The organism is Haloarcula terrestris (assembly GCF_031624315.1).
Taxonomy (GTDB): domain Archaea; phylum Halobacteriota; class Halobacteria; order Halobacteriales; family Haloarculaceae; genus Haloarcula; species Haloarcula terrestris.
This window is the reverse complement of sequence record NZ_JAMQOM010000003.1, coordinates 491,747-512,948: the sequence shown is the minus strand read 5'-3', so window position 1 is coordinate 512,948 and position 21,202 is coordinate 491,747. Positions and strand designations below refer to the sequence as shown.

At 65.6% G+C, this 21,202-nt stretch carries 17 protein-coding genes; 12 read left to right on the top strand and 5 right to left on the bottom strand.

Annotation, left to right across the window (positions count from 1 at the left end; translation table 11 throughout):
- Window positions 1–46 precede the first annotated feature (46 nt).
- The 7 genes from NDI54_RS09690 (at window position 47) to NDI54_RS09660 (ending at window position 8,524) form a co-directional block, all read left to right on the top strand.
- Window positions 47–1,081 carry an NAD(P)/FAD-dependent oxidoreductase gene (locus NDI54_RS09690; protein WP_310896244.1) on the top strand — a complete coding sequence of 345 codons (1,035 nt, stop codon included), beginning with the start codon at window positions 47–49 and terminating at the stop codon, window positions 1,079–1,081.
- Between the two features lie 36 nt (window positions 1,082–1,117).
- Window positions 1,118–3,271: a ribosome rescue protein RqcH gene (rqcH, locus tag NDI54_RS09685; RefSeq protein WP_310896243.1), complete on the top strand. Its 2,154-nt coding sequence runs from the start codon at window positions 1,118–1,120 to the stop codon at window positions 3,269–3,271.
- A gap of 45 nt (window positions 3,272–3,316) precedes the next feature.
- Complete coding sequence (locus NDI54_RS09680) at window positions 3,317–4,360, top strand: AIR synthase family protein (protein WP_310896242.1); 1,044 nt, start codon at window positions 3,317–3,319, stop codon at window positions 4,358–4,360.
- A gap of 188 nt (window positions 4,361–4,548) precedes the next feature.
- Entirely contained in the window at window positions 4,549–5,250 is a 702-nt protein-coding gene (locus NDI54_RS09675) for a DUF4013 domain-containing protein (protein WP_310896332.1), read from the top strand.
- A gap of 139 nt (window positions 5,251–5,389) precedes the next feature.
- On the top strand, window positions 5,390–6,103 hold the full coding sequence (locus NDI54_RS09670; RefSeq protein ID WP_310896241.1) for a DUF4013 domain-containing protein: 714 nt from the start codon (window positions 5,390–5,392) through the stop codon (window positions 6,101–6,103).
- A 78-nt stretch (window positions 6,104–6,181) separates the two neighbouring features.
- The gene (locus tag NDI54_RS09665) at window positions 6,182–7,249 is read left to right on the top strand and encodes an mRNA surveillance protein pelota (protein ID WP_310896240.1); all 1,068 of its coding nucleotides are present in this window, start codon (window positions 6,182–6,184) and stop codon (window positions 7,247–7,249) included.
- Window positions 7,250–7,366: 117 nt separating this feature from the next.
- Window positions 7,367–8,524, top strand: coding sequence for a sensor histidine kinase (locus NDI54_RS09660; protein WP_310896239.1), 1,158 nt, complete (start codon window positions 7,367–7,369; stop codon window positions 8,522–8,524).
- On the opposite strand, the gene NDI54_RS09655 is transcribed toward NDI54_RS09660, so the two are convergent.
- Window positions 8,521–9,279: an MBL fold metallo-hydrolase gene (locus tag NDI54_RS09655; protein WP_310896238.1), complete on the bottom strand. Its 759-nt coding sequence runs from the start codon at window positions 9,277–9,279 to the stop codon at window positions 8,521–8,523. The two genes, NDI54_RS09660 and NDI54_RS09655, sit on opposite strands and share 4 nt — an antisense overlap.
- Window positions 9,280–9,560: 281 nt before the next feature.
- On the opposite strand from NDI54_RS09655, the gene NDI54_RS09650 reads away from it, so the two are divergent.
- Window positions 9,561–10,175 carry a class I SAM-dependent methyltransferase gene (locus tag NDI54_RS09650; RefSeq protein ID WP_310896237.1) on the top strand — a complete coding sequence of 205 codons (615 nt, stop codon included), beginning with the start codon at window positions 9,561–9,563 and terminating at the stop codon, window positions 10,173–10,175.
- 28 nt (window positions 10,176–10,203) lie between these two features.
- Here the strand turns inward: NDI54_RS09650 and NDI54_RS09645 are convergent, their stop codons facing one another.
- Both NDI54_RS09645 and NDI54_RS09640 read right to left on the bottom strand, forming a co-directional pair.
- Window positions 10,204–11,019 (bottom strand): ArsR/SmtB family transcription factor, encoded by an 816-nt coding sequence (locus NDI54_RS09645; RefSeq protein ID WP_310896236.1) that lies wholly within the window; start codon window positions 11,017–11,019, stop codon window positions 10,204–10,206.
- 68 nt (window positions 11,020–11,087) lie between these two features.
- Window positions 11,088–11,960 (bottom strand): dihydrodipicolinate synthase family protein, encoded by an 873-nt coding sequence (locus NDI54_RS09640; RefSeq protein ID WP_310896235.1) that lies wholly within the window; start codon window positions 11,958–11,960, stop codon window positions 11,088–11,090.
- A 97-nt stretch (window positions 11,961–12,057) separates the two neighbouring features.
- Between NDI54_RS09640 and NDI54_RS09635 the strand changes: the two genes are divergently transcribed.
- Together NDI54_RS09635 and NDI54_RS09630 are read left to right on the top strand one after the other, a co-directional pair.
- Window positions 12,058–14,808 carry an ATP-dependent helicase gene (locus NDI54_RS09635; protein ID WP_310896234.1) on the top strand — a complete coding sequence of 917 codons (2,751 nt, stop codon included), beginning with the start codon at window positions 12,058–12,060 and terminating at the stop codon, window positions 14,806–14,808.
- Between the two features lie 91 nt (window positions 14,809–14,899).
- A complete protein-coding gene (locus tag NDI54_RS09630) occupies window positions 14,900–15,541 on the top strand; it encodes a beta-class carbonic anhydrase (protein WP_310896233.1) in 642 nt (213 codons plus the stop codon).
- A 25-nt stretch (window positions 15,542–15,566) separates the two neighbouring features.
- Here the strand turns inward: NDI54_RS09630 and NDI54_RS09625 are convergent, their stop codons facing one another.
- On the bottom strand, window positions 15,567–15,944 hold the full coding sequence (locus tag NDI54_RS09625) for a twin-arginine translocation signal domain-containing protein (protein ID WP_310896232.1): 378 nt from the start codon (window positions 15,942–15,944) through the stop codon (window positions 15,567–15,569).
- A 149-nt stretch (window positions 15,945–16,093) separates the two neighbouring features.
- Here NDI54_RS09625 and NDI54_RS09620 point away from each other — a divergent pair, with 149 nt between their 5' ends.
- Entirely contained in the window at window positions 16,094–16,555 is a 462-nt protein-coding gene (locus tag NDI54_RS09620; RefSeq protein WP_310896231.1) for a PH domain-containing protein, read from the top strand.
- Window positions 16,552–18,336, top strand: a complete 1,785-nt coding sequence (locus tag NDI54_RS09615; protein ID WP_310896230.1) for a PH domain-containing protein — start codon at window positions 16,552–16,554, stop codon at window positions 18,334–18,336. The genes NDI54_RS09620 and NDI54_RS09615 overlap by 4 nt, the downstream gene beginning before the upstream one ends.
- On the opposite strand, the gene NDI54_RS09610 is transcribed toward NDI54_RS09615, so the two are convergent.
- Window positions 18,337–21,180, bottom strand: coding sequence for an AAA domain-containing protein (locus NDI54_RS09610; protein WP_310896229.1), 2,844 nt, complete (start codon window positions 21,178–21,180; stop codon window positions 18,337–18,339).
- Window positions 21,181–21,202 lie beyond the last annotated feature (22 nt).

The window sequence follows — 21,202 nt, the reverse complement described above, 5'->3', positions numbered from 1 at the left end:
ACTGGTTGTGTGGTGGATTTTTACTGGTACCGACCAACAGCAACGTATGGCTCGTGACCTCGCAGTCGTCGGTGCCGGTGCTGCCGGTGCGGCGGCGACGTACGCGCTCCGTGACGAAGCGGTCGACGTAACAGTGTTCGAGAAGAGCCGCGGCGTCTGCGGGCGGGCCGCGACCCGCCGACACGGCGACTGCACCTACGAGTACGGCGCGAACTACCTCAAGGCCGACGACGCCCGCGTGACGGAACTGGTCACGGAGACGCTGCCGACCGAGGGGCTCGTAGATATCGAGGACCCGATTTACGCCTTCGACGCCACCGGCGAGATCGAACCAGGCCGGGACGCCGACGAGCACAAATGGACCTACGAGTCGGGCATCACACAGCTCGCAAAGCGGCTGTTCGCCGAGACAGACGCCGACATCGAGAACGGTGTCCGCGTCGAGCGACTGGAGCGACAGCAGGATGGCTGGCGGCTCCGGGACGACGACGAGGCTGATCTGGGCCACTTCGACGCCGCACTTTTGACCCCGCCGGCCCCGCAGACGGCCGATCTGCTGGGACAGTCGCGGTGGGACCACGACGACTGTCGGGAACTTCGGCAGGAAATCGCCGCCGTCCCCTATCGGACCGTCATCGCGGGGGTCCTGCACTACCCGTTCGAACTCGACGTGCCGTGGTACGCCGCGGTCAACAGCGACAAGGACCACGACATCGGCTGGATCGGCCGCGAGGAGTGCAAGGGCGGCCACGTTCCCGACGGCGAGTCCCTGCTGTTGGTCCAGATGAACGAACCGTGGTCGATTGCGAACTACGACGAACACCCGGACACGCTGGTCGAGGACATCGCGGCCCGGACGGCCAGGCTGCTGGACGACGACCGCCTCGCCGACCCGGACTGGACGGACCACCAGCACTGGCGGTACTCCCAGCCTGAAGGCGAGGTCGACCACGACCTGCTGTCGTGTGCGGCCGACCACGACCTGTATTTCGCCGGCGACTGGGTGGCCGGGGAGGGACGACTCCACGCAGCGCTGCGGAACGGACTGGAGACGGGCGAGGCACTCGCCGACAGCGGCTAACGGAACGCCTTTGGGTGCCCGCCGACAGCCACCGACATGGACCACAAGCGGGAACTGACGAGCGTCGACCTCGCCGCCCTGGAGGGGGAACTCGCCGGCTACGAGGGCGCGAAGCTCGATAAGGCGTACCTCTACCCCGAGGACGACCTCGTCAGACTGAAGCTCCGGGACTTCGACCGCGGGCGCGTCGAGTTCCTCATCGAGGTCGGTGATGTCAAGCGCGCCCACGTTGCCGACCAGAGCCACGTCCCCGACGCACCGGGTCGCCCGCCGGACTTCGCGATGATGCTCCGGAACCGGCTGTCGGGGGCCGACCTCGTCCGCGTCGAGCAGTTCGAGTTCGACCGCATCATCGAACTGGAGTTCGACCGCGAGGACGCCTCGACCACCATCGTCGCGGAACTGTTCGGCGATGGCAACGTCGCCGTACTGGACGAACACGGCGAGGTCATCGACTGTCTGGAGACGGTGCGGCTCAAGTCACGGACCGTCGCGCCGGGGACGCCCTACGAGTTCCCCTCGGCGCGGTTCAACCCGATGACTGTCGACTACGACGGCTTCGTCGCTCGAATCAAAGAATCCGACGCCGACCTCGTCCGGACGCTGGCGACGCAACTGAACTTCGGCGGCCTCTACGGGGAGGAGCTGTGTACCCGCGCCGGCATCGACTACAACGTCGCCGTCGACGAGCTCGAGGAGTCCGATTTCGAGCGGCTGTACGAACTCATCGACGAGATGGGGACGCGGCTCCGTGAGGGAGACGTGGACCCGCGGGTGTACTACGAGACGCTGGATGACGATGACGGCGCGGGCAGTGAGGATACCGATGACGACCCGGACCGCCGGCGCGTCGACGTAACGCCGACTCCACTGGCGGAGTACGAGGAACTGTACAGCGAGTCGTTCACCGAGTTCAATCCCGCGCTGGACGACTACTTCTTCAACTTCCAGCGGGAGGAGGAAGTCGAGGGCGGCGAGACACAGCGCCCGGACTTCGAGGCCGAGATAGAGAAACAGCAACGCATCATCCAGCAGCAGGAACAGGCCATCGGGGACTTCGAGGCCGACGCCGAGGCCGAACGGGAGAAAGCCGAACTGCTGTACGCCAACTACGACCTCGTCGACGACGTGCTCTCGACGGTCCAGGCCGCCCGCGAGGACGACGTGTCCTGGGACGACATCGAGGCGAAGTTCGAGGAGGGGGCCGACCGCGGCATCGAAGCGGCTGAAGCCGTCGTCTCACTTGACGGGAGCGAGGGGACGGTGACCCTCGACATCGACGGGACGCGGATCAGCGTGGACGCCTTCACCGGCGTCGAGAAGAACGCCGACGAGCTCTACAAGGAGGCCAAGCGCATCGAGGAGAAGAAGGAGGGCGCGCTCGCCGCCATCGAGAACACGCGCGAAGACCTCGAAGCGGTCAAAGAGCGCCGCGACGAGTGGGAGGCCGACGACGGCGAGGACGATACCGACGAGGACGAGAGCGAGGACGAACCGACCGACTGGCTCTCGATGCAGTCCGTTCCCACCCGGTCGACCGAGCACTGGTACGAGCAGTTCCGCTGGTTCCACACTTCGGACGGCTTCCTCGTCATCGGCGGCCGCGATGCCGACGACAACGAGGAACTCGTCCAGAAGTACCTGGAAGGCGGTGACAAGTTCTTCCACGCGCAGGCCCACGGCGGCCCGGTCACGGTGCTCAAAGCCACTGGCCCCAGCGAACCGTCAAAGGAGGTCGACTTCCCACAGTCCTCGCTCGACCAGGCCGCGCAGTTCGCGGTCTCGTACTCTTCGGTCTGGAAGGACGGGAAGTTCGCCGGCGACGTGTACATGGTCGACCCCGATCAGGTGTCGAAGACACCCGAAAGCGGCGAGTACCTGGAGAAGGGCGGCTTCGCCATCCGCGGCGACCGGACGTACTTCGAGTCGACGCCGGTCGGCATCGCCGTCGGCATCACCTGCGACGACGAGACACAGGTCATCGGCGGCCCACCCGAGGCCATCGAGGGCCAGGCCGCGACCAGCATCGCCGTCGAACCGGGTCAGTACGCACAAAACGACATCGCCAAGCGGCTCTATCGTGAGTTCAAGGACCGCTTCGCCGACGAGACGTTCGTCCGCAAGGTCGCCAGCCCGGACCAGATACAGGAGTTCCTGCCGCCCGGCGGGAGCCGGATGACTGATGAGTGACGATGCCGGGGCAGAGAGGGAACTCCGCCGGAGGTGACCCGCTCGATGAGTGACCTCGGCAAAATCGACCGCGAGATGTTCGACCGGGTCATCTACCCGGAACTCGGCGCTGACCGCGACGACGTGGTCCTCGGGCCGACACACGGCATCGACTTCGGCGTCATCGACGTGGGCGGCGAGGCCGTCGTCACCGCGACCGACCCGTTGTCGATCCTCCCAGATTTGGGGTTCGAGCGGGCCGGTCGGTTCGCACTCGACGTGGTGCTGGCCGACGTTGCCGTGTCCGGCATCCCGCCGTCGCACCTCTCTGTGACGTTCACGCTGCCGCCGGAGATGACCGACGACGAACTCGCGGCGATGTGGCACGGCTTTGCAGAGCGGGCCGAAAAACTGGGCGTGAGTGTCGTCACCGGCCACACCGCTCGCTACGCGGGCGTTGATTACTCCTGGGTCGGCGGCGCAACCGTTCTGGGCGTCGGGTCCCACGACGATCTCGTCCGGCCGGACGGCGCGCGACCGGGCGACAAACTGGTCGTCGGGACCGGCCCGGGAGCCGAAGTCACAGGTCTGTTTGCTACCCTCTTCCCGGAACAGATCGGCCTCTCACCCGACCGAATCGCCACCGCACAGGAGCGCCTTGGCGACACCGCGCTCGTCGAAGACGCGATGGCCGCGGCGAACGCCGGCAACGTGACGGCGATGCACGACGCGACGGAGGGCGGCATCACCGGGGCGCTCATCGAGATGGCCGACGGCGCAGGCGTTCGGTTCGACGTGGACAGCGACACAGTGCCGGTCGCCGACGGCGTCGGGGCGCTCTGTGACGCCCTCGACATCGACCCCTGGCACGTCAGCAGTTGCGGGACGCTCCTGGCTGCCGTCGACCCCGCAGACGCCGACGAAGTTGTCAGCGCACTCCGTGACTGCGGGACGCCGGCCGCCGTCGTCGGCGAGGTGACCGACGGCGAGGGTCTGTACGTCGACGGCACGCGACAATCTCATCCCGGCGCGGACCCCTCGTGGGAGGCGTTCGCGCGCCTCCAGGCGGCCGCGAACGGGGACGGAGACCAGAATGCCGATCAGCAGTGATTGGGGTGAACAAACCAACAGCTGTACACTGAGGCCCATTCGGTTGTCAGGCCCGAGGCCACAACTGCTAGCACGGCGCACATACTGCTATATATACTTGTAAGTCGTATTATATGTTGATGTGACACCTCGTCGTGACTGACGTGGCAGCGACCACGCCGGCCCGCCTGATGTCACGGAGTACCATCATGTTCCAAGAAGCACTAACGTATCCGCGGGACGGCGACAGCGCAGTGAAAACCATCGCTATCGGGGGCGTGTTGCTGTTCCTGAGCTTCCTCGTCGTGCCCGTGTTCTTCGTCCTCGGCTACATCGTCCGGACGCTCCGGGCCGTGCTGAACGGCGAAGCCGAACCGCCGGTGTTCGACGAGTGGAGCGACCTCGGCATGGACGGCCTGAAGGTGTTCGCCATCGGGTTCGTCTACTCGCTCGTCCCGACGGCTATCGCCCTCGTTGCGGTGCTCGCAAGCGGTGCGACGCTAGGTCTGGGCGGTGGCGGCTCGGGTAGCGGACTGGCCGTCGGCCTCATCGCCCTCGTCGCCGCGCTCGCGGTGACCGTGATCTCGCTCGCCATGGCGTACGTACTCCCGGCGGCAATCGTCGCCTACGTCCGCACGGACAGCATCGCCGCGGCGTTCGCACCGGGCGAACTCCGCCGGTACGCGTTCAGTCGGACCTACGCCACCGGCTGGCTGGTCGCGTTCGGTATCAGCCTCCTCGCCGGCGTCGTCATCGGCGTGTTGAACGCCGTCGTCATCGGCGCGGTGCTGGCCCCCTTCGTGACGTTCTACGCGAACGTGGCGGGGACCTACGCGGTCGGGACCGCCGTCCGCGAGATGCCCGCCGTCGACGCGGGCGGCGAGACGCCCGACGCCCAGCCCGCGGCCTGATTCAGGCCTTCGAACCAACGTTTTTCCGTACCACCCGAGTGCGCGGGTTTATGACATTGCTTCCACAACACTGACACGTCACTGGATTGGTTGGACTGCCGGATCCCGGTCCACTGTCCCACACAGTGACGGAGTCCCAATGTTAGAAGACGCAATCCGATACCCCTGGAACGGCGAGCAGAAAGTCGAAACGATACTGATCGGCGGCGTGTTGAGTTTGCTGGGTGTGTTTTTCGTCCCAGTGTTGTTCGTGTATGGCTACCTCGTCCGGGTCGTCCGGGCAGTACACGACGGTGACGACGAGGTGCCGCCGGCCTTCGACGACTGGGGCGACCTGCTGGTCGAGGGGGTGGTCGCGTTCCTGATTTCGCTGGTGTACTTGCTCGTCCCGCTGGTGGTCATCGGCCTCGCAATCGCCTCGTTCGTCCTGCCCGTCTCCGTGGTCTCGACAGCGGGCGGTGAACCGACATCGGGCATCGCTGTTGGCGGCCTCCTGCTCGCACTCGTCGTCGTCGCCGTCACTCTCGTGGTCTCGCTCGGCGCGGCGTATCTCCTCCCCGCGGCCGTGGCCGCGTACGCAGTGACCGGACGCGTCGGCGCGGCCTTTTCACCTGGCACGCTCCGCGCTATCGGCGGGTCAGAGACCTACGCCGCTGCGTGGGTGGTCGCCGTCGTTATCGCTATGGGCGCACAGGTCGTCGGCGGCCTCGTCTCTGTCACCGTCGTCGGCGCGGTCCTGATCCCGTTCATCTCCTTTTACGGAAACGTCGCCGGCGCGTACGCCATCGGGACCGCCGTCAGAGAGGTGCCGGACCTCGGTTCCGAAACGCCCGCGTCGCAGTCGGTACCCTGACCGGACCGGTACCGGGTTCGACCCTCGGTAGCGCATCGAATGGCAGAACACTTGTGTCCCTGAAGCGGACGCTTCAGTATGCAAATACAGAGCCAGGAGACCACCGCCGAAGGGGCCGAGCGCATCGAGGTGGTCCCCGAGACGCTGGACGACCTCTGGCACCTCTCGTATGTCATCGAGCCGGGGGACCTCGTCTCCGGCGACACGACGCGGCGCATCCAGCGCAACGACGACAATCTCCGGGACAAGGGCGGCGAGCGAGAGCCGATGTGGATCCAGATCGAAGTCACCGACGTGGAGTTCGCGAAGTTCGCCAACCGCCTCCGGGTGGGCGGTGAAATCGTCGACTGCTCCCGCGAGGACCAACTGGGCTTTCACCACACGCTCAACGTCGAGGAACACACCGAACTCACCGTCGAGAAGCACCTCAAACCGGACCAGTCCGACCGCTTAGAGGAGGCCGTCGAGGCGACGGAGAACCCCGATGTGGCGATTGCGACCGTCGAGGAGGGAGAGGCCCACGTCCACACCGTCGCCCAGTATGGCACTGAGGAACGGGCGACCATCACCTCGACGACCGGGAAGGGCGAGTACGCCCGCCCGCGGAAGGAACTGTTCGACGAACTGGCATCGGTACTCAAACGGCAGGACGTGGACGCCTACATCCTCGCCGGCCCCGGGTTCACCAAACAGGACGCCCTGGACCACTTCCAGGACGAGATCCCTGACATCGCCGAACAGATCACAGTCGTGGATACGTCGGCCGTTGGCGACCGCGGCGTTCACGAGGTACTCAAGCGCGGCGCTGTCGAGGACGTGCAACAGCAGACCCGCATCGCCGAGGAAGCCGACTACATCGACGAACTGATGGAGCGCATCGGTTCGGGCTCGGAAGTCGCGTACGGCCCGGAAGAAGTCGCCAAGGCCGCCGACTACGGCGCTATCGAGACGCTGCTCGTGCTTGATGAGCGACTCCGGCTGGAGCGGGCCGGCGAGGGCGACTGGGAGATCGATGTCGACCAGATCATCGAGACGACCGAACAGAAGGGCGGTGACGTGACCGTCTTCTCCGCGGAGTTCGCCCCCGGACAGCAGCTTTCGAACCTCGGCGGTATCGCTGCGTTGTTGCGGTACCGGCTCGACTGAGAGCGGCTGTTCGTGTTGTGTCTGTCGTCTTTCATTTCAGTAGTCTGACGCCCGAAACCGTTTTTTCCCCGGCTCCCCATTGATATGTAGTTCCAATGTCTGGGAGGAGTGGGTGACATGTCGTTCGAAGAACAACAGGACTTTGCCAGACAGGTCGCTGACCTGAACAAGTACGGCCAGGCACTCAATCGGTGTGAGTCCGTTGACGAGGTCGTTTCGCTGACACTGGAAGCGATGTCGCTGCTGTTCGAGTTCTCCTATTCTACGTTCGTCGAGGTGCGCGACGACGACCTCCGAGTCATCCACAGCACGAACCCGAATCTCGTACAGGGGGAGCCCCCGAGTGACCTGGCCTGGCGAGCCCGGGAGGCTGGCGAGACGCTGACCGAGTACGGACCTGATGCTGGCGTCACAGCCGACTCGGACGTGACGGGTGCGCTGGCCGTTCCGGCCCGGATGGGTGATGAGGTGACCGCGGTACTGGTCACGCGGTCCCAGACCGTTGAGGGGTTCGGTGACGAGTACGTCAGACCGCTGGAAATTCTCGCCACCCACGCCGCGACGGCGATTTCCAATATCCGCTCACGCGAGCGGTTAGAGCGTGCCCACCGGGATTTAGAACGGCGAAAAGAGATGATCGAGATGTACGACCGACTCCTCCGACACGATCTGGGCAACGACCTCCAGATCATCGCCGGGTTCGCCGACGCCGTCGCGGGACAGGTCGACGGCCAGACCGAGGAGTACGCCGGCAAAATCCAGAACGCGGCCGAGAGCGCCGCCGACCTCATCCATCGCGTCGGCGACCTCGTCTCGACGCTCGAAACACAGGACAACCCGGAGCCACAGGATCTGGGCGCGCTCTTGGGGGACACGGTTCGGAACGTCAGAGCCAACCACGGGTCGCTGACCGTCGATTTCGAGGCGTCGGCTTTCGACTATCAGGTGTACGGCGGCGACCTGCTCGACTCCGTGTTCACGAACGTCATGTCGAACGCGGCGGTCCACAACGAGGGCGAGGTTCACATGGCTGTGTACCCGGACGGGGTCGGCCCCGACGAGGTCACTGTCTGTTTCGCAGACGACGGAAAGGGCATCGCAGACGCCCTGCGCGATGAAATTTTCGAGATGGGTGTCAAAGGCCAGGAGAGTTCCGGGACCGGTTTCGGCCTCGGGTTCGTTCGGGCGCTGACCGAGTCCTACGGCGGCAGCGTCAGCGTGGCCGAGAGCGATGCCGGTGGGGCCGAGTTCCGCGTCACGCTCGAACGCGTTTAGGACCGGTCGACGGTTATCGTCAGGCCGTCCTCGGCGAACTGCACGTCGCCGTCGTAGCTGTCGGCTATCGACTCCAGCATCTCCTCGTGTCGACCCTCGGTGTGTGGATACAGGTGCGTGAGATACACGCGCCCGACCTCGGCGTCAGCATCACGGAGCGCCTCCCCGAGCGTTGTCGGCGTCGGGTGGTTCGACACGTCGACCTCGTCCGGGAACGAGCAGTCGTGGACGAGCACCGCCGAGCCATCGGCGAACTCGATGAGGTCCGTGAACGCCTCGGAGTCAGCCCCAAGTGTGATCGTCGGGCCGTCATCGACGGAGAGCCGGTACGCGAAACACTGCATCGAGTGGCGCGTCTCGCAGGTGTCCCCGGTGAACCCGGCCAGGTCGAACGGGCCGCCGTCGAGGTCCCTGAGCGTCAGGTCCAGGCGGTTCTGCATGTAGTCGTGGGTTTCGAGCAGGTCCCGGACGAGGTCACACGTCCCAGGCGGGCCAGCTATCGTGAGGTCGGTCTCGCCGGCCAGCCAGCGGGCCTTCAGCAGTACGTCGAGATCCGAGACGTGGTCCAGATGATGGTGTGTCAGCAACACAGTGTCGACGCCCTCGTAGCCCGTTTCAGTGCGGGCCAGCGAGTGCAACACGCCGCTGCCACAGTCGACGAGCAGCCGGTTGTGGTCCTGTTCTACGAGGTAGCCGGACTGCATTCGCGACCCGGTGGGCATGGCGCTACCGGTGCCGAGAAACGTGAGGCGCATACTGGGCGAGAGCGAGCGAACGGACAAAGGGTTGGCGTGTGGGGACACGCTGTCAGGGAAACCACCAGGGAGCGTCAGCGGAGTGAGGGCGGTGGCCGTCGGCGGGGACGGGACCAGGGCGGCCTCGTTGGGGAAGTCACCCGTCGACGGCGCAGTTCATGCTTCGGACGGGGATAGCAAAAACGCATCCGTGGCTCAAAAACCGTTTTAACCGAACCCGAAAGCGACAAAACCGCACAACGGAGCGGGAGACACTTGTGCGAGCGCGACGAGAAGGAACTATGAAGAAATCACTCGACGAACACGCCGAACGGTTCTCCGAGCACGCCGACGCCTACGACGAGGACCAGGACTCGGCGGCGTATCGCGCCTGCGTCGACTTCGTTGTCGAGCACGCGGCCCCCGAGAGCGACGACGTGGTCCTCGACCTCGGCACAGGAACAGGGGCCATCGCGTTCGCACTCGCGCCCGCCGCAGGGGAGATTATCGGCCGCGACATCAGCGACGGGATGCTGGAGAAAGCCCGGGAGAAGGCCGAAGACCGCGGTGTCGAGAACGTCAGCTTCGGTGACGGTCGCTTTCGCGCCCCGAACGTCGACGGCCCGGTCGATATCGTCACGTCGAACTTCGCGATGCACCACCTCGGGGACGACGAGAAACGCGACGCCATCGACACCATCGCCGACCTGGGGCCACGACGCATCGTCCTCGGAGACGTAATGCTGTTCGCCGACGACGATCCCGACGCGCCCTTTTACAGCCCCGAGGTGGATGACCCTGCCACAGTTGGCGTCCTGGCGGATGCCTTCACCGACGCCGGCTACGCACTGACGGCTGTCGAGATGGTCACCGAGCAGGCCGGCGTGCTGGTCGCCGAACAGACAGAGTCGGACTGACGGCAGTGGACCGCGCCGCGAGTTCTGCTTAGCGGTAGTTCCTGTACGCCCAGAACGAGACATACAGGGTCAGGACCAGCAGGCCGCCGAGGAAGAAGGCCACGCCGGGTTCGAGGTGGAAGCCACCACTGGCCGCGGCGTCGGTCGTCAGCCGTTGTGCCTCCTCGGTCACCGCTTCGACCGGAGTGTCAGCTTCCGGAACCGGAGTCTGTTCCGGGGCTGACGTGGCTTCCGGTGCCTCCGTCGCCTCCGCTATCTGTATCCCGCCGTCATCCGTCGATGTCGGGGCAGGCGTGGGTTCGGCCGTCGCACCCGTTTGGTCCGCCGTGTCCAGACTTTCCGCGTCTCCACCGTCGCCAGCGGTGCCCGCGTCGCCGCCGGCCCCTGAACTCCCGAACTGGATCGGGAACTGCCCCAGCAGGAGTTGCAGCATGACGCTGGCGGCGGTAAGGATACCGATGACAGGCAGCACGCGCCGGACGAGCGACCGGAGCGACCGCTTGCGCTCCTGGGTCCCGACGAACAACACCAGCGGGTCGTCCGGTGGTTCGTACACTTTCATCTCCTGGCCTTTCTCGGAATACTGGACCCCGGCGACGGTGATCAGCTCCTCGTCTTCCAGTTTCTCCAGATGATAGGATACCTTCTGTATCGACATTCCGAGGCGGTCGGCCAGTTCGGAGGGCGTTCCCGGCTCCTCGTAGACCGTGTTGAGTATCGCTCTAGCTGTTTCCGAGGAGAGGGCATCGAGAACATCTGAGACATCTTCGTCGACCCCAACGACCTGTAGCTCCCCGTCCTGTGAGGTGCTCGCGTCGGGACCGCGGGAGGGCAGCAACGACATATATTCCGTTCACTGCCGCCCAGCGTAATGAATCTCGTGGAACCTCACAGGGCCATTTGAGTCTCCCGTCACAGCCGCGCAGTCACGGTCTGTACGGCGTCTTCGGGGAGTTCGGTGCGCGGCGGTCGTACCGCGGCGTGGTCGATGACGCCGCGGTCGGCGAGCAACGCCTTGACGGTCGGCGCAAACCCGTACTCGGCACAGGCCTCTGAGAGCGGCGAGAGGACCTCCCGTTGGACCGTTCTGGCCTCTGGTACGTCGCCGTTGGCGACGGCGTTGCCCGCTCGCTCCAGTTCGTTATACAGCACGTGCGAGAGCGCGCTGACGCCGCCGTCACCGCCCAGTACGAGTGACGGGACGAACAGGCCGTCGTGGCCCTGATAGACGGTGAAGTCTTCGGGCGTCTGGTTCATGACCGCGGTGACATACGGGAGGTCACCAGAGGAGTCTTTGAGCCCCGCAACGGCGTCCGATTCGGCGAGTGCGGCCACCGTCTCGACGGAGAGTTCCTGTCCAACAGCGCCGGGAATGTTGTAGAGATAGACGGGGAGCGGCGCGTCGGCCAGAATCGACTCGAAGAACGCCTCGTTGCCCGCTCCGCTGGCCTGGCCGCCGTAGTACGACGGCACGACCAGCGTGCTGTCTGCGCCTTGCTCCTCGGCAAACGCCATCCGTTCGTGGACGGTCGCAACGTCGGTGGCGGCCGTCCCGACGATGACGCGGCAGTCCTCGGGCGCTGTCTCCGTCGCGGTTCGGACGACAGTCCGGTACTCCCCCGGCGACAGCGTCTCGAACTCGCCGGTCGTCCCGCAGGGGACGATGCCGTCGACGCCGGCCGCCGAGACGTGCCGGACCAGCGACTCCAGACCATCCACGTTGAGGTCACCGTCGGCGTCGAACGGCGTCACCAGCGGCGTCAGTACGTCGAAGGGTTCGGCCATGCCCAAGGCCAGACGCGGCGGTCGCTTAGGCGTTGCCCCCATCGAGATGGCGGAACCCACTTGCCGCGGCGGTCCTACTGGTCGGTAAGAGCCGACAATGGGAGGACGCGAGCGTCTCGCAGCCACGGACCCGGACTTCGACCCGGACGCGGTCGAAATCGACGACGCCGAGGTACTGGACCGCCTCGCTCCCGTCGTCCAGGAGTGGTGGGTCGAGCAGTTCGGCGACTTTGTCCCCGGCAACGGCGGCTTCTTCACACCGCCACAGAAGGAGGCCATCCCGCTCATCCACGAGCGCGAGAACGCCCTCATCTGTGCGCCGACGGGGAGCGGTAAGACCCTCGCCTCGTTTACCGGCATCATCAACGAACTGTTCGGGAAGGCCCGCGAGGACGACCTGGAGAACTCCGTCTACTGCCTGTACGTCTCGCCGCTGAAGTCCCTGGCCAACGACATCCACCGGAACCTCGAACAACCGCTAGACGGCATCACAGCCAAGCTCGACGACCGGGGCGAGGACGTGGAGATACGCCACGCGATTCGGCACGGGGACACCAGCGACAGCGAGCGCCAGGCGATGCTAGAGACGACGCCCCACATTCTCAACACGACGCCGGAGACGCTGGCGATTCTTCTGAACTCCCCGAAGTTCAAGAAGAAGCTCGAAACCATCGAATACGTCATCGTCGACGAGATCCACAGCCTCGCCGAGAACAAGCGCGGGACCCACCTCTCCGTCTCACTGGAGCGGTTAGAGGAGATGGTCGAGGAACCGCCGACGCGGATCGGTTGTTCAGCGACTGTCGAGCCGCTGGATACGGTCGCCGAGTTCCTGGTCGGCTGCGAAGACCCCGGCGGCGACCCGCGGGACTACGAGATCGTCGACACGCGCTTCGCCCGCGATTTCGACATGGAGCTGTCCTGTCCGGCCGACGACCTCATCAACACGCCACGCGACATCGTCACCGAGCGGTTCTACAAGCAACTGCACGAGCACGTCCAATCGCACACTAATACGCTCGTGTTCACGAACACGCGGTCGGGGGCCGAGCGTGTCCTCCATAACCTCCGTGAGAAGTTCGACGACTACGACGAATCGAACTCCGGCTGTCACCACGGCTCGCTCTCGAAGGAGAAGCGCCGCGACATCGAGGAGTCGCTGAAGGCCGGAACGCTTGACGTGGTGACGACCTCGACGAGCCTGGAACTGGGCATCGATATGCCACACATCGACCTCGTCGTGCAAGTGGGGTCGCCCAAGTCCGTCGCCGCGTTGCTCCAGCGCATCGGCCGCGCCGGCCACCAGCTCGGCGAGACCGTCGAGGGTCGAGTCATCGCGCTAGACCGCGACGAACTCGTGGAGTGTGCGGTGATGCTGGAAAAGGCAGAGCGGGGCTTCGTCGACCGCGTGTTCATCCCCGCAAACGCACAGGACGTGGCGACCCAGCACGTCTACGGCATGGCTATCAACGACGTTCGCCCCGAGGCGACGTTCAAAAGCGTTCTCCAGCGGGCCTACCCCTACCGGAACTACGACGACGAAGATTGGGAGCAACTGATGCGGTACATGACCGCCGACTACCCGGGGATGGAGGACAAGAACGTCTACGCCAAGATCTGGCGGGACACCAACGACGCGCCCGACGGCGAGCATCACTACGAGGATTTCGACGTGGGCGAGCACCTCATCGGCAAGCGCGGCCGGCTCGCGCGGGTCATCTACATGACCAACATCGGGACGATTCCGGACTCCTTTACCTGTGACGTGGTCACCCGGAGCGACGATAGCTGGGTCGGCCAACTGGACGAATCGTATCTGGACACGCTGGAGAAAGGCGACGTGTTCGTGCTCGGCGGGGCCAACTTCGAGTACCGCTACCGCCGCGGGTCGAAGGTGTACGTCGACCGCACCGCCGCCCGGCCGACGGTCCCGTCGTGGTTCTCCGAGCGCCTCCCCCTCTCGTATGACCTCGGCCACGAGATTCTCGATTTCCAGGGCCAACTGCTCGACCGACTGGCCGACGGGGGGATGTCCGAAGTTCGGAACTGGCTCCGTGAGTTCCCCATCGACGAGAACAGCGTGCGAGCCATCGCCCGGATGTTCCGCGAGCAGGTGGCTTACGCCGGGCCCGAGAGCGTCGCCACCGCCGACCGCCTCGTCATCGAGGAGACGCTGGACCACGACGAGTACGAGCGCCACTACCACGTCCACTCGAACTACGGCCGGCGGTTCAACGACGGCTTCTCCCGGCTGCTGGCCTACCACATCGCGCAGGCGGCCAGCGCGAACGTCCAGGTCGCCGTCGCCGACAACGGGTTCACGCTCTCGATGCCGCTGAACCGCAAGGTCGACATCGCGCGGATCGTCAACGACCTGGACCCGGAGACGGCCCGAGAGGATTTGCGAGCTAGCCTCGACGGGACGGACCTCCTCCAGCGGTACTTCCGCATCAACGCCACGCGGTCGCTGATGATACTCAAACGCTACAAGGGCTACGAGAAGTCCGCAAGCGAACAGCAGGTCTCCTCGGAGATGCTGCTCGGGTTCGCCGAGGATCTGGGCGATTTCGCCGTCGTCGAGGAGACCTACCGCGAGATTCTGGAGGACAAACTCAACGTCGACGGCATCGAAACCGTCCTGCGAGCGATCCAAGACGGTGGCGTGGACGTGGTCCGGACCCGCGTCGATTCGCCGTCGCCGCGCGCGTTCGGCCTGGCGACGCTGATGGCCAGCGACGTGGTGCTCGCCGAGGACGAATCGGCCGTCTTGCAGGAGTTCCACCAGCGGGTACTGGACGAAATCGCGGACGGGGATAGCGAGGACAGCGCTGTTGCCACCGACGACTGAAGCGGACCGTTGCCGTCCGAACTGCCCGCACCTGTCTACACTGCCTCCGAGCGAACAGTGAAGGACACGGGGCGCAAAAGCGTGTTCTGTAATGCCACATCACACGCACGGAAGCGACGGCAGCGGGCACGAACACGAGGAACCGGAGGCCGGGCATGTCCACGAATCGGTCGACGACGGCGTCGATGCGCGGGACGACTGGGCGCGGCGACGACGCAAGGGAATCCCGACTGACAAGCAACTGCTCGTCGTCGCCTGCATGGACGAGCGCATCCCCGTAGAAGACGCGCTCGGACTCTCGCTCGGTGACGCACAGATATTCCGGAACGCCGGGGGAAAAGTAACCGACGACGTAATCCGTTCGGCCGCGCTGACAACACAGTACTTCGATACGACCGAAATAATCGTCGTCAACCACACAGACTGCGGGATGATGAGCGCGTCCGACGAGGATGTCGTCGCGGGGTTCGAGGCCGCGGTCGACGGCGATCTCGACGATGTCGACTTGGACCCGGCACTGCCGGAGTTGAACATCGGCGACGCGTCAATCGCGGAGTGGGTCCGGATGACCGACGATATCGACGCGGCCTGTGCAGCACAGGTCGAGTACCTCGAAAACCACGAGCTGATTCCCGACGAGGTCACCGTGACCGGGTACGTCTACGAAGTGGAGAGCGGGCACCTCCGCCGGCCCGGCGAGCGAGTCGCCGAGCAGGTTAACGAGCGCGTGTAGCTCGCCTGTGGTCGACGCCGAGTGACTACGATTCGTCTCGTTCCCCGGTGACCGACGACTCTGTCTCGTTTTCGCCCATCGTGTCGTTCATTTCGCCGTCCATCGTTTCGCCGTCTGTCGACTCCGTCATCGACTCGGTCATTGCGTCGCCATCCATCGACTCAGTCATTGTGTCGCCGTCCATCGACTCGGTCATTGCGTCGCCATCCATCGACTCAGTCATCCCCTCACCCTCCATTGATTCAGTCATTCCGTCGGCGTTCATCGACTCAGTTGTCTCGCCGTTCATCGAGTCCGTTTCCCCGTCTCCGGATTGCTCGTCGCTGCCGGCACAGCCGGCCAGCGGCAGCGTAACACTTGCAGCGGCGAGCGTCGTCAGGAACGTCCGTCGGCTTCGTGACATACGGTTTGTCCGGCGTCGGGGGCATACAAGGAGATTTTTCGAAGTTTCAGGCAATTCCGTCCATACTCTGTGCCGCGGGTGAACCGAAACTGTGCCAATTTTGCCCCGGAGCCAAACCGTTAATCCGCGGCCGGCCCCTCGATTGTGATATGGAGTCGCTCCACCCACGGGTGAGACTGCTGTGGGTCCTGTCGACGGTCATCCAGGCGTCGGTCCTCGGCGTTATCGCGTATCTCGTCGACCGATTCGCGGTCTCACTCCCACAGACGGTCATCGTCGGTGGCTGGGTCGTGCTCGTGTTGCTGGGCGTCGTCCACGCCGTCGCCGCCCACCGCATCTGGCGGTTCGACCTGCAGGACGATTCGCTGTTTCTCCTCCGCGGCGTCGTCACCCGGACCGACACGTCGGTGCCGTACGTCCGCGTCCAGCACGTCGACACCACGCGCGGCCCGATTGAGCGCGCCGTCGGGCTGGCGAGTGTCGTCGTCTACACCGCCGGGACCCGCGGCGCGGACATCACGATTCCCGGACTGCGGCCCGAACGAGCCACCGAACTGCGCGAGCGGCTTCGTGACCTCGCAAACGAGAGCGAGGCCACGGACGCGGTATGAAGCGGCTCCATCCGCGGAGCGCCGTCGTACGTATCGCCCGGGCAGCCCTGCAGGGCGGCTTCTTCGGCTTCTTCGGCGGGTCATTCGGGGCCGGGGCGCTCGACCTCCCGTGGTTCGGCGTCCCTGCACTTGCGGCGCTCGGCGCGGTCGTTTTCGGTGGCTACGCGCTGGCTCGCTATCTCCGGTTCGGATACGAACTCGACGGCGATACGCTCACTGTCGAATCCGGCGTGTTCGCCAGACAGTCCCGCCAGATTCCACTGGGTCGCGTCCAGAACCTCGATGTCGAGCAGAACATCATCAACCGGCTGCTCGGACTCGCAATCGTCCGCTTCGAGACCGCTGGCGGCAGCGCGACGGAGGCGACGCTGGACGCGGTCGACGAGGCCGAAGTCAAACGCCTGCGGAACTACGTGCGGACGCACGACCGGGACGACGCTACCGAGACGGAGACTGACGCCTCCGACGCGGTGTCTGGTACTGCGAGTAACGGCCGGTCTGCCCACGCGGACCTCCCGGGCGCAACCGGTCCATCACCGGCACGGGCCGGCGACGCACAGGCGGACACTGACCGGAGTACGTCGGTCTCCGCGTCGAAAACCGACAGCGGCGGACAGCCGGACGGGTCCCTGCTGTTCGCGTTCGACCAGAGGGAACTCCTGACTTACGCGCTCGTCTCCGTCCGCCCCGCCGCGCCGGTCCTGACGCTTGCCTCGCTTCCGCTGGGGATGGACATCGTCTGGGCCGTGCTGCGGTTCAACGCCACCCTCGTGGGCGCGTCGCTGAGTGGTCCGGTGATACAATGGCTGGTTAGCTCACCGGAGACCTCCCGGATCGCCGTCTTTGTGGCGCTCTCTATCGCCCAGTTCCTCCTGCTGGCACTGGTCGTCAGCATGGCACTGACGGTCATCGAGTATCACGGCTTCAGGCTTACGCGGGCCGACGGCGACCTTCGCTACGAGCGGGGACTGCTGCGCCGCTACAGCGGAAACATCCCACTGGAGAAGGTCCAGTCGGTCACCATCCGCGAGAACGTCCTGATGCGACGGTTCGGCTACGCGACGCTGGCCGTCGAGACAGCGGGCTACAGCGGCGGGAGCCAGCAGTCCACCCAGGGCGTCGCTGTCCCGCTTGCACCCCGCGAGGAAGTGTACGCACTGGCCCGGGACATCGAACCCTTTGGCGACCTCGACTTCGAGCGGTCGCCGAAACGCGCTCGTCGGCGCTATCTCGCCCGCTTTTCGCTGGCGGCGGCCGGCCTCACCGCAGTCGCCTACGCCGTCGACTCGCTGGTGCTTGGGACCGGCTACTGGTGGTTCGCGCTCCTCCTCTTTCTCCCGGTTGCCCCGGCGGCCCACCTCCGCTGGCGACACCGCGGGTTCGATATGGACGAGTCGGTGCTTGCGGCCCGGAGCGGGTTCTGGCGGCGGACGACGCGCATCGTCCCCTACTACCGGCTCCAGACGGTGTTCGTCACACGTTCGCCGTTCCAGCGCCGCCGCGACCTGGCGACGGTCGGGGCCGATACGGCGAGTTCATCCAGTCTCCTCGGCGGTATCGCCCGCGTATACGATATCGACGAGGGGACCGCAACAGAACTCAGAGACTCGCTGCGGGAGCGGCTGCGGGTCGACATCGCCGCCCGCCGAAGCGGTGACCGGACCGGTACGACAGCGGAGCGCGCTGGCGAGACGGACAAAGAAGTGGACAAACCGGACGAACAAGCCCATGGGACAGACGAGCCTGCTAGCGGACCGGACGAACCGCCCGGCGAGGCCTAATTATCCCCGCGCCCACTCGACCATCCGGCCGTACACCTCGTCGGTCGCCAGGGCGTCACCGTCACCGACGAGAACGAGAGCCTTCTTCGCTCGCGTGAGCGCGACGTTGATCCGCCGGTAATCCTCGAAGATGGGGCTGTCGAGCGTCCCCGTGGCGACAAACGAGATGACGATGACCTCCTTGCTCGACCCCTGGAATCGGTCGACCGTGTCGACGGTCACATCGGGCAGGCGCTTTGAAATCTCCGCGACCTGGGCGCGGTACGGCGCGATGACGCCGATGTCGTCCGCCGGAACTCCTGCGGACCGGTACGACGCGACAATCTCGGCAATCCGGTCGGCCTCAGTCGGGTTGGTGTTGCCGACCTGGCTCCCGCCAGGATCGACGAAGGCCACGCGGTCCCGGAGCCCCTCGGGTAAGCGACTCGTCGAGACACCGTCGAGATCGTCGAGTCGCTGGGCGGCCACCTCGCCCGTCGCGGGCCGCAACTGCCCGTCGTAGAACTCCCGCGAGGCGAAGGCCTGGATGTGCTGGGCCATCCGGTACTGACGGTCCAACATTACGCCCGCGTCCGGATGCGCGTCGATGAGGCGCTCGAACAGCGAGGTCGATAGCGTCTCGTCTTCCGACTGGACCACGGGCGGGAGCTGCTGGTGGTCACCGACGAGCACGAACCGGTCGGCCAGCGTCGTCGCCGCGAGCGTCCCCGGCTCGGTCAGTTGGCCGGCCTCATCGACGACAGCCGTATCGAAGTCCTGGGTCTGGAGCGTGCTCCCGCCGCAGGTGGCCGTCGTCGCCGCGACGACCTGTGCGTTCTGGAGCCGACCCGCACACTCGCCGGGGTCGCCGCTGGTCTCCAGTCGGTACTTCTGCATGTCCTCGCGGACGCCGCTCTCAGTGCCGACGCGAACGATGTCGGTGTAGCCCTGGTCCTCCAGCGCCTCCAGCAGATTGTCGACGGCGCGGTTGGTGAAGGCCGAGAGCAGCACCCGGTCGCCGCCGTCTCGCGGGTCGCTCCGCTCCCCGCTCGCCCGTTCGGAAGGGGTCTTCGACCCCTCCACGAGCGCCCGAACCATCCGCGCCAGTGTGTAGGTCTTCCCCGTTCCCGGCGGCCCGTGGACGAGCGCGAAGTCCTCTGCGCCGACCGCCAGTTGGACGGCCTCGTTCTGGGCCTCGTTGTTGTCGATGAACGTCTCCTCCACAGCGTTGAACTCCGGCTCGCGCCGCCCGAACAGCACGTCCTTCTGCTCGGGCGACTGGAGGAGCACGGCGTCGTGGAGTGCGTTCTGGAGTCGGTCGGTGGTCAGTTCGGAGGGATACACGTCCAGCCGGCGGAGGTCCAGCGGCTCGTCGGCCGTGACGACGATCTCCTCGGCCACGGCGTTGCCGTTCCCGCTATCCGAGGCGCGTGGCGCCTCGTTGCCCAGTCGCTCGACGCGAGCCAGTTCGGCATTGCCGGTCACCGGGTCGCCGTCGCTGGCGAGTACGAGATTGCCTTCCCGGATCTTCGAGACGGCACCGGTCCCCGTCGCCCGGAGTTCCCAGCGACCGCCGTCGAGTTCCGTGCGCCCGATCGGTTCGAGGTCGATGAGCGCGCGGTCGTTGTCGGCGCGTTCCTCCGGCGTCTGCTCCCAGAGCTTCGCGTACTCGCGGTGGACGGCCCGGCGTTCGGCCTCGATGGCCGTGTAGAACGACTCGAAGTAGTCCAGTTCCTCGTCGGGCACCGCTCGACCGACCGTTCCGGCCTTGGATTCCTGGTCGAGGCGGCCGGAGACGGCCATGCAGGTGTCCTGCTCGAAGCAGTACTCGCACTTGGCGTTTGCCTCGTAGCCCGTCGGCACGCCCGAGTCGTACTCCATCGCTGCAATCGCGTTGCGGGTCCGAACGACGTAGTTCAGCAGGCCGCTCCCGATGGAGAACTCCTTGGCCGGCGAGAGGTCGCCGCTCTCCTCGTTGCGGTCGACGGCGGCGTTTTTCGTGTAGAGGAGCGTCCCTGTGTCTGGGGCCGCCTCGACAGCGCTACCCGCGCCAGCCGCGCGTTCGCCAAGCATCAGCGCATACGCCGTCGCCTGAATCTTGTCCTGAAACCGCGGCTCTCGCTTGGTGTTTTTGCCGGTCTTGAGTTCGACAGGCATCCCGCGCCGGACGGCATCGGCCCGTCCTTTCATGCCGAACCGTTCGGAGATGAGCGTCATTTCCGAGCGCCACTCGCTCTCCGCGGGACTGAAGTCCCGCTCCGAGTTGTCAGCGGCTGTCGCCGCTCCATCCGTTTCCGTTAGCGTCCCCTGCCGGAGCCACCCCTGGATAGCCGACGCGTGGTCGCGCACGTCGCCGGCCACCTCGTCGGCTTCCCGTCCGAGCAGTCCGATGTCTAGTCCTGCGGCGTCAACCTGCTCTTCGATGGCGGTGTCGAGGTCCCGGCCCCGAAGCAGGTCACCGAACACCTCGTGGACGACGGTCCCTTTCACCAGCGGGTAGGCGTGGTCCGCGCCGTCGAGTTTCCGGAGGTAGTACATCCGCGGGCACTGCACCCACGCGCGGATGTCGGTCACGTCGACGAGGAAATCCGGTTGGACGACGAGGGTGGCGTCGCCACCGACGGAGTACTGCTGTTCGCCCTGGTACTCCCGCTCGTCGGGGTTGTAGACGGCGATTTCCATTCCCGTCTCGATTACTTCGGCGTTCTCGGTCCACTTCCCCCAGAGCGTCACTGTCGTGGGCTCGCCGGACCTGCGGTCGGGCCGGATGGTCACCTCACAGAGGTCGCTCTCGCCGTACTGCGTGTTCACCGTCTTCGGCTCCTCGATATCGACGACGACGCCGCGAACGTGGTCCACGGTCACGGGCTGGCCCTCCCCTGTTGCA

What these genes read in the sequence shown, in the direction of transcription:
- NDI54_RS09675 (WP_310896332.1), top strand. Translation starts at nt 4,549, where the DNA reads ATGTTCCAAGAAGCACTAACGTATCCGCGGGACGGCGACAGCGCAGTG.
- NDI54_RS09640 (WP_310896235.1), bottom strand. Translation starts at nt 11,960, where the DNA reads ATGGCCGAACCCTTCGACGTACTGACGCCGCTGGTGACGCCGTTCGAC.
- NDI54_RS09680 (WP_310896242.1), top strand. Translation starts at nt 3,317, where the DNA reads ATGAGTGACCTCGGCAAAATCGACCGCGAGATGTTCGACCGGGTCATC.
- NDI54_RS09655 (WP_310896238.1), bottom strand. Translation starts at nt 9,279, where the DNA reads ATGCGCCTCACGTTTCTCGGCACCGGTAGCGCCATGCCCACCGGGTCG.
- NDI54_RS09635 (WP_310896234.1), top strand. Translation starts at nt 12,058, where the DNA reads ATGGGAGGACGCGAGCGTCTCGCAGCCACGGACCCGGACTTCGACCCG.
- NDI54_RS09625 (WP_310896232.1), bottom strand. Translation starts at nt 15,944, where the DNA reads ATGTCACGAAGCCGACGGACGTTCCTGACGACGCTCGCCGCTGCAAGT.
- rqcH (WP_310896243.1), top strand. Translation starts at nt 1,118, where the DNA reads ATGGACCACAAGCGGGAACTGACGAGCGTCGACCTCGCCGCCCTGGAG.
- NDI54_RS09620 (WP_310896231.1), top strand. Translation starts at nt 16,094, where the DNA reads ATGGAGTCGCTCCACCCACGGGTGAGACTGCTGTGGGTCCTGTCGACG.
- NDI54_RS09665 (WP_310896240.1), top strand. Translation starts at nt 6,182, where the DNA reads ATGCAAATACAGAGCCAGGAGACCACCGCCGAAGGGGCCGAGCGCATC.
- NDI54_RS09650 (WP_310896237.1), top strand. Translation starts at nt 9,561, where the DNA reads ATGAAGAAATCACTCGACGAACACGCCGAACGGTTCTCCGAGCACGCC.
- NDI54_RS09630 (WP_310896233.1), top strand. Translation starts at nt 14,900, where the DNA reads ATGCCACATCACACGCACGGAAGCGACGGCAGCGGGCACGAACACGAG.
- NDI54_RS09670 (WP_310896241.1), top strand. Translation starts at nt 5,390, where the DNA reads ATGTTAGAAGACGCAATCCGATACCCCTGGAACGGCGAGCAGAAAGTC.
- NDI54_RS09690 (WP_310896244.1), top strand. Translation starts at nt 47, where the DNA reads ATGGCTCGTGACCTCGCAGTCGTCGGTGCCGGTGCTGCCGGTGCGGCG.
- NDI54_RS09645 (WP_310896236.1), bottom strand. Translation starts at nt 11,019, where the DNA reads ATGTCGTTGCTGCCCTCCCGCGGTCCCGACGCGAGCACCTCACAGGAC.
- NDI54_RS09615 (WP_310896230.1), top strand. Translation starts at nt 16,552, where the DNA reads ATGAAGCGGCTCCATCCGCGGAGCGCCGTCGTACGTATCGCCCGGGCA.
- NDI54_RS09660 (WP_310896239.1), top strand. Translation starts at nt 7,367, where the DNA reads ATGTCGTTCGAAGAACAACAGGACTTTGCCAGACAGGTCGCTGACCTG.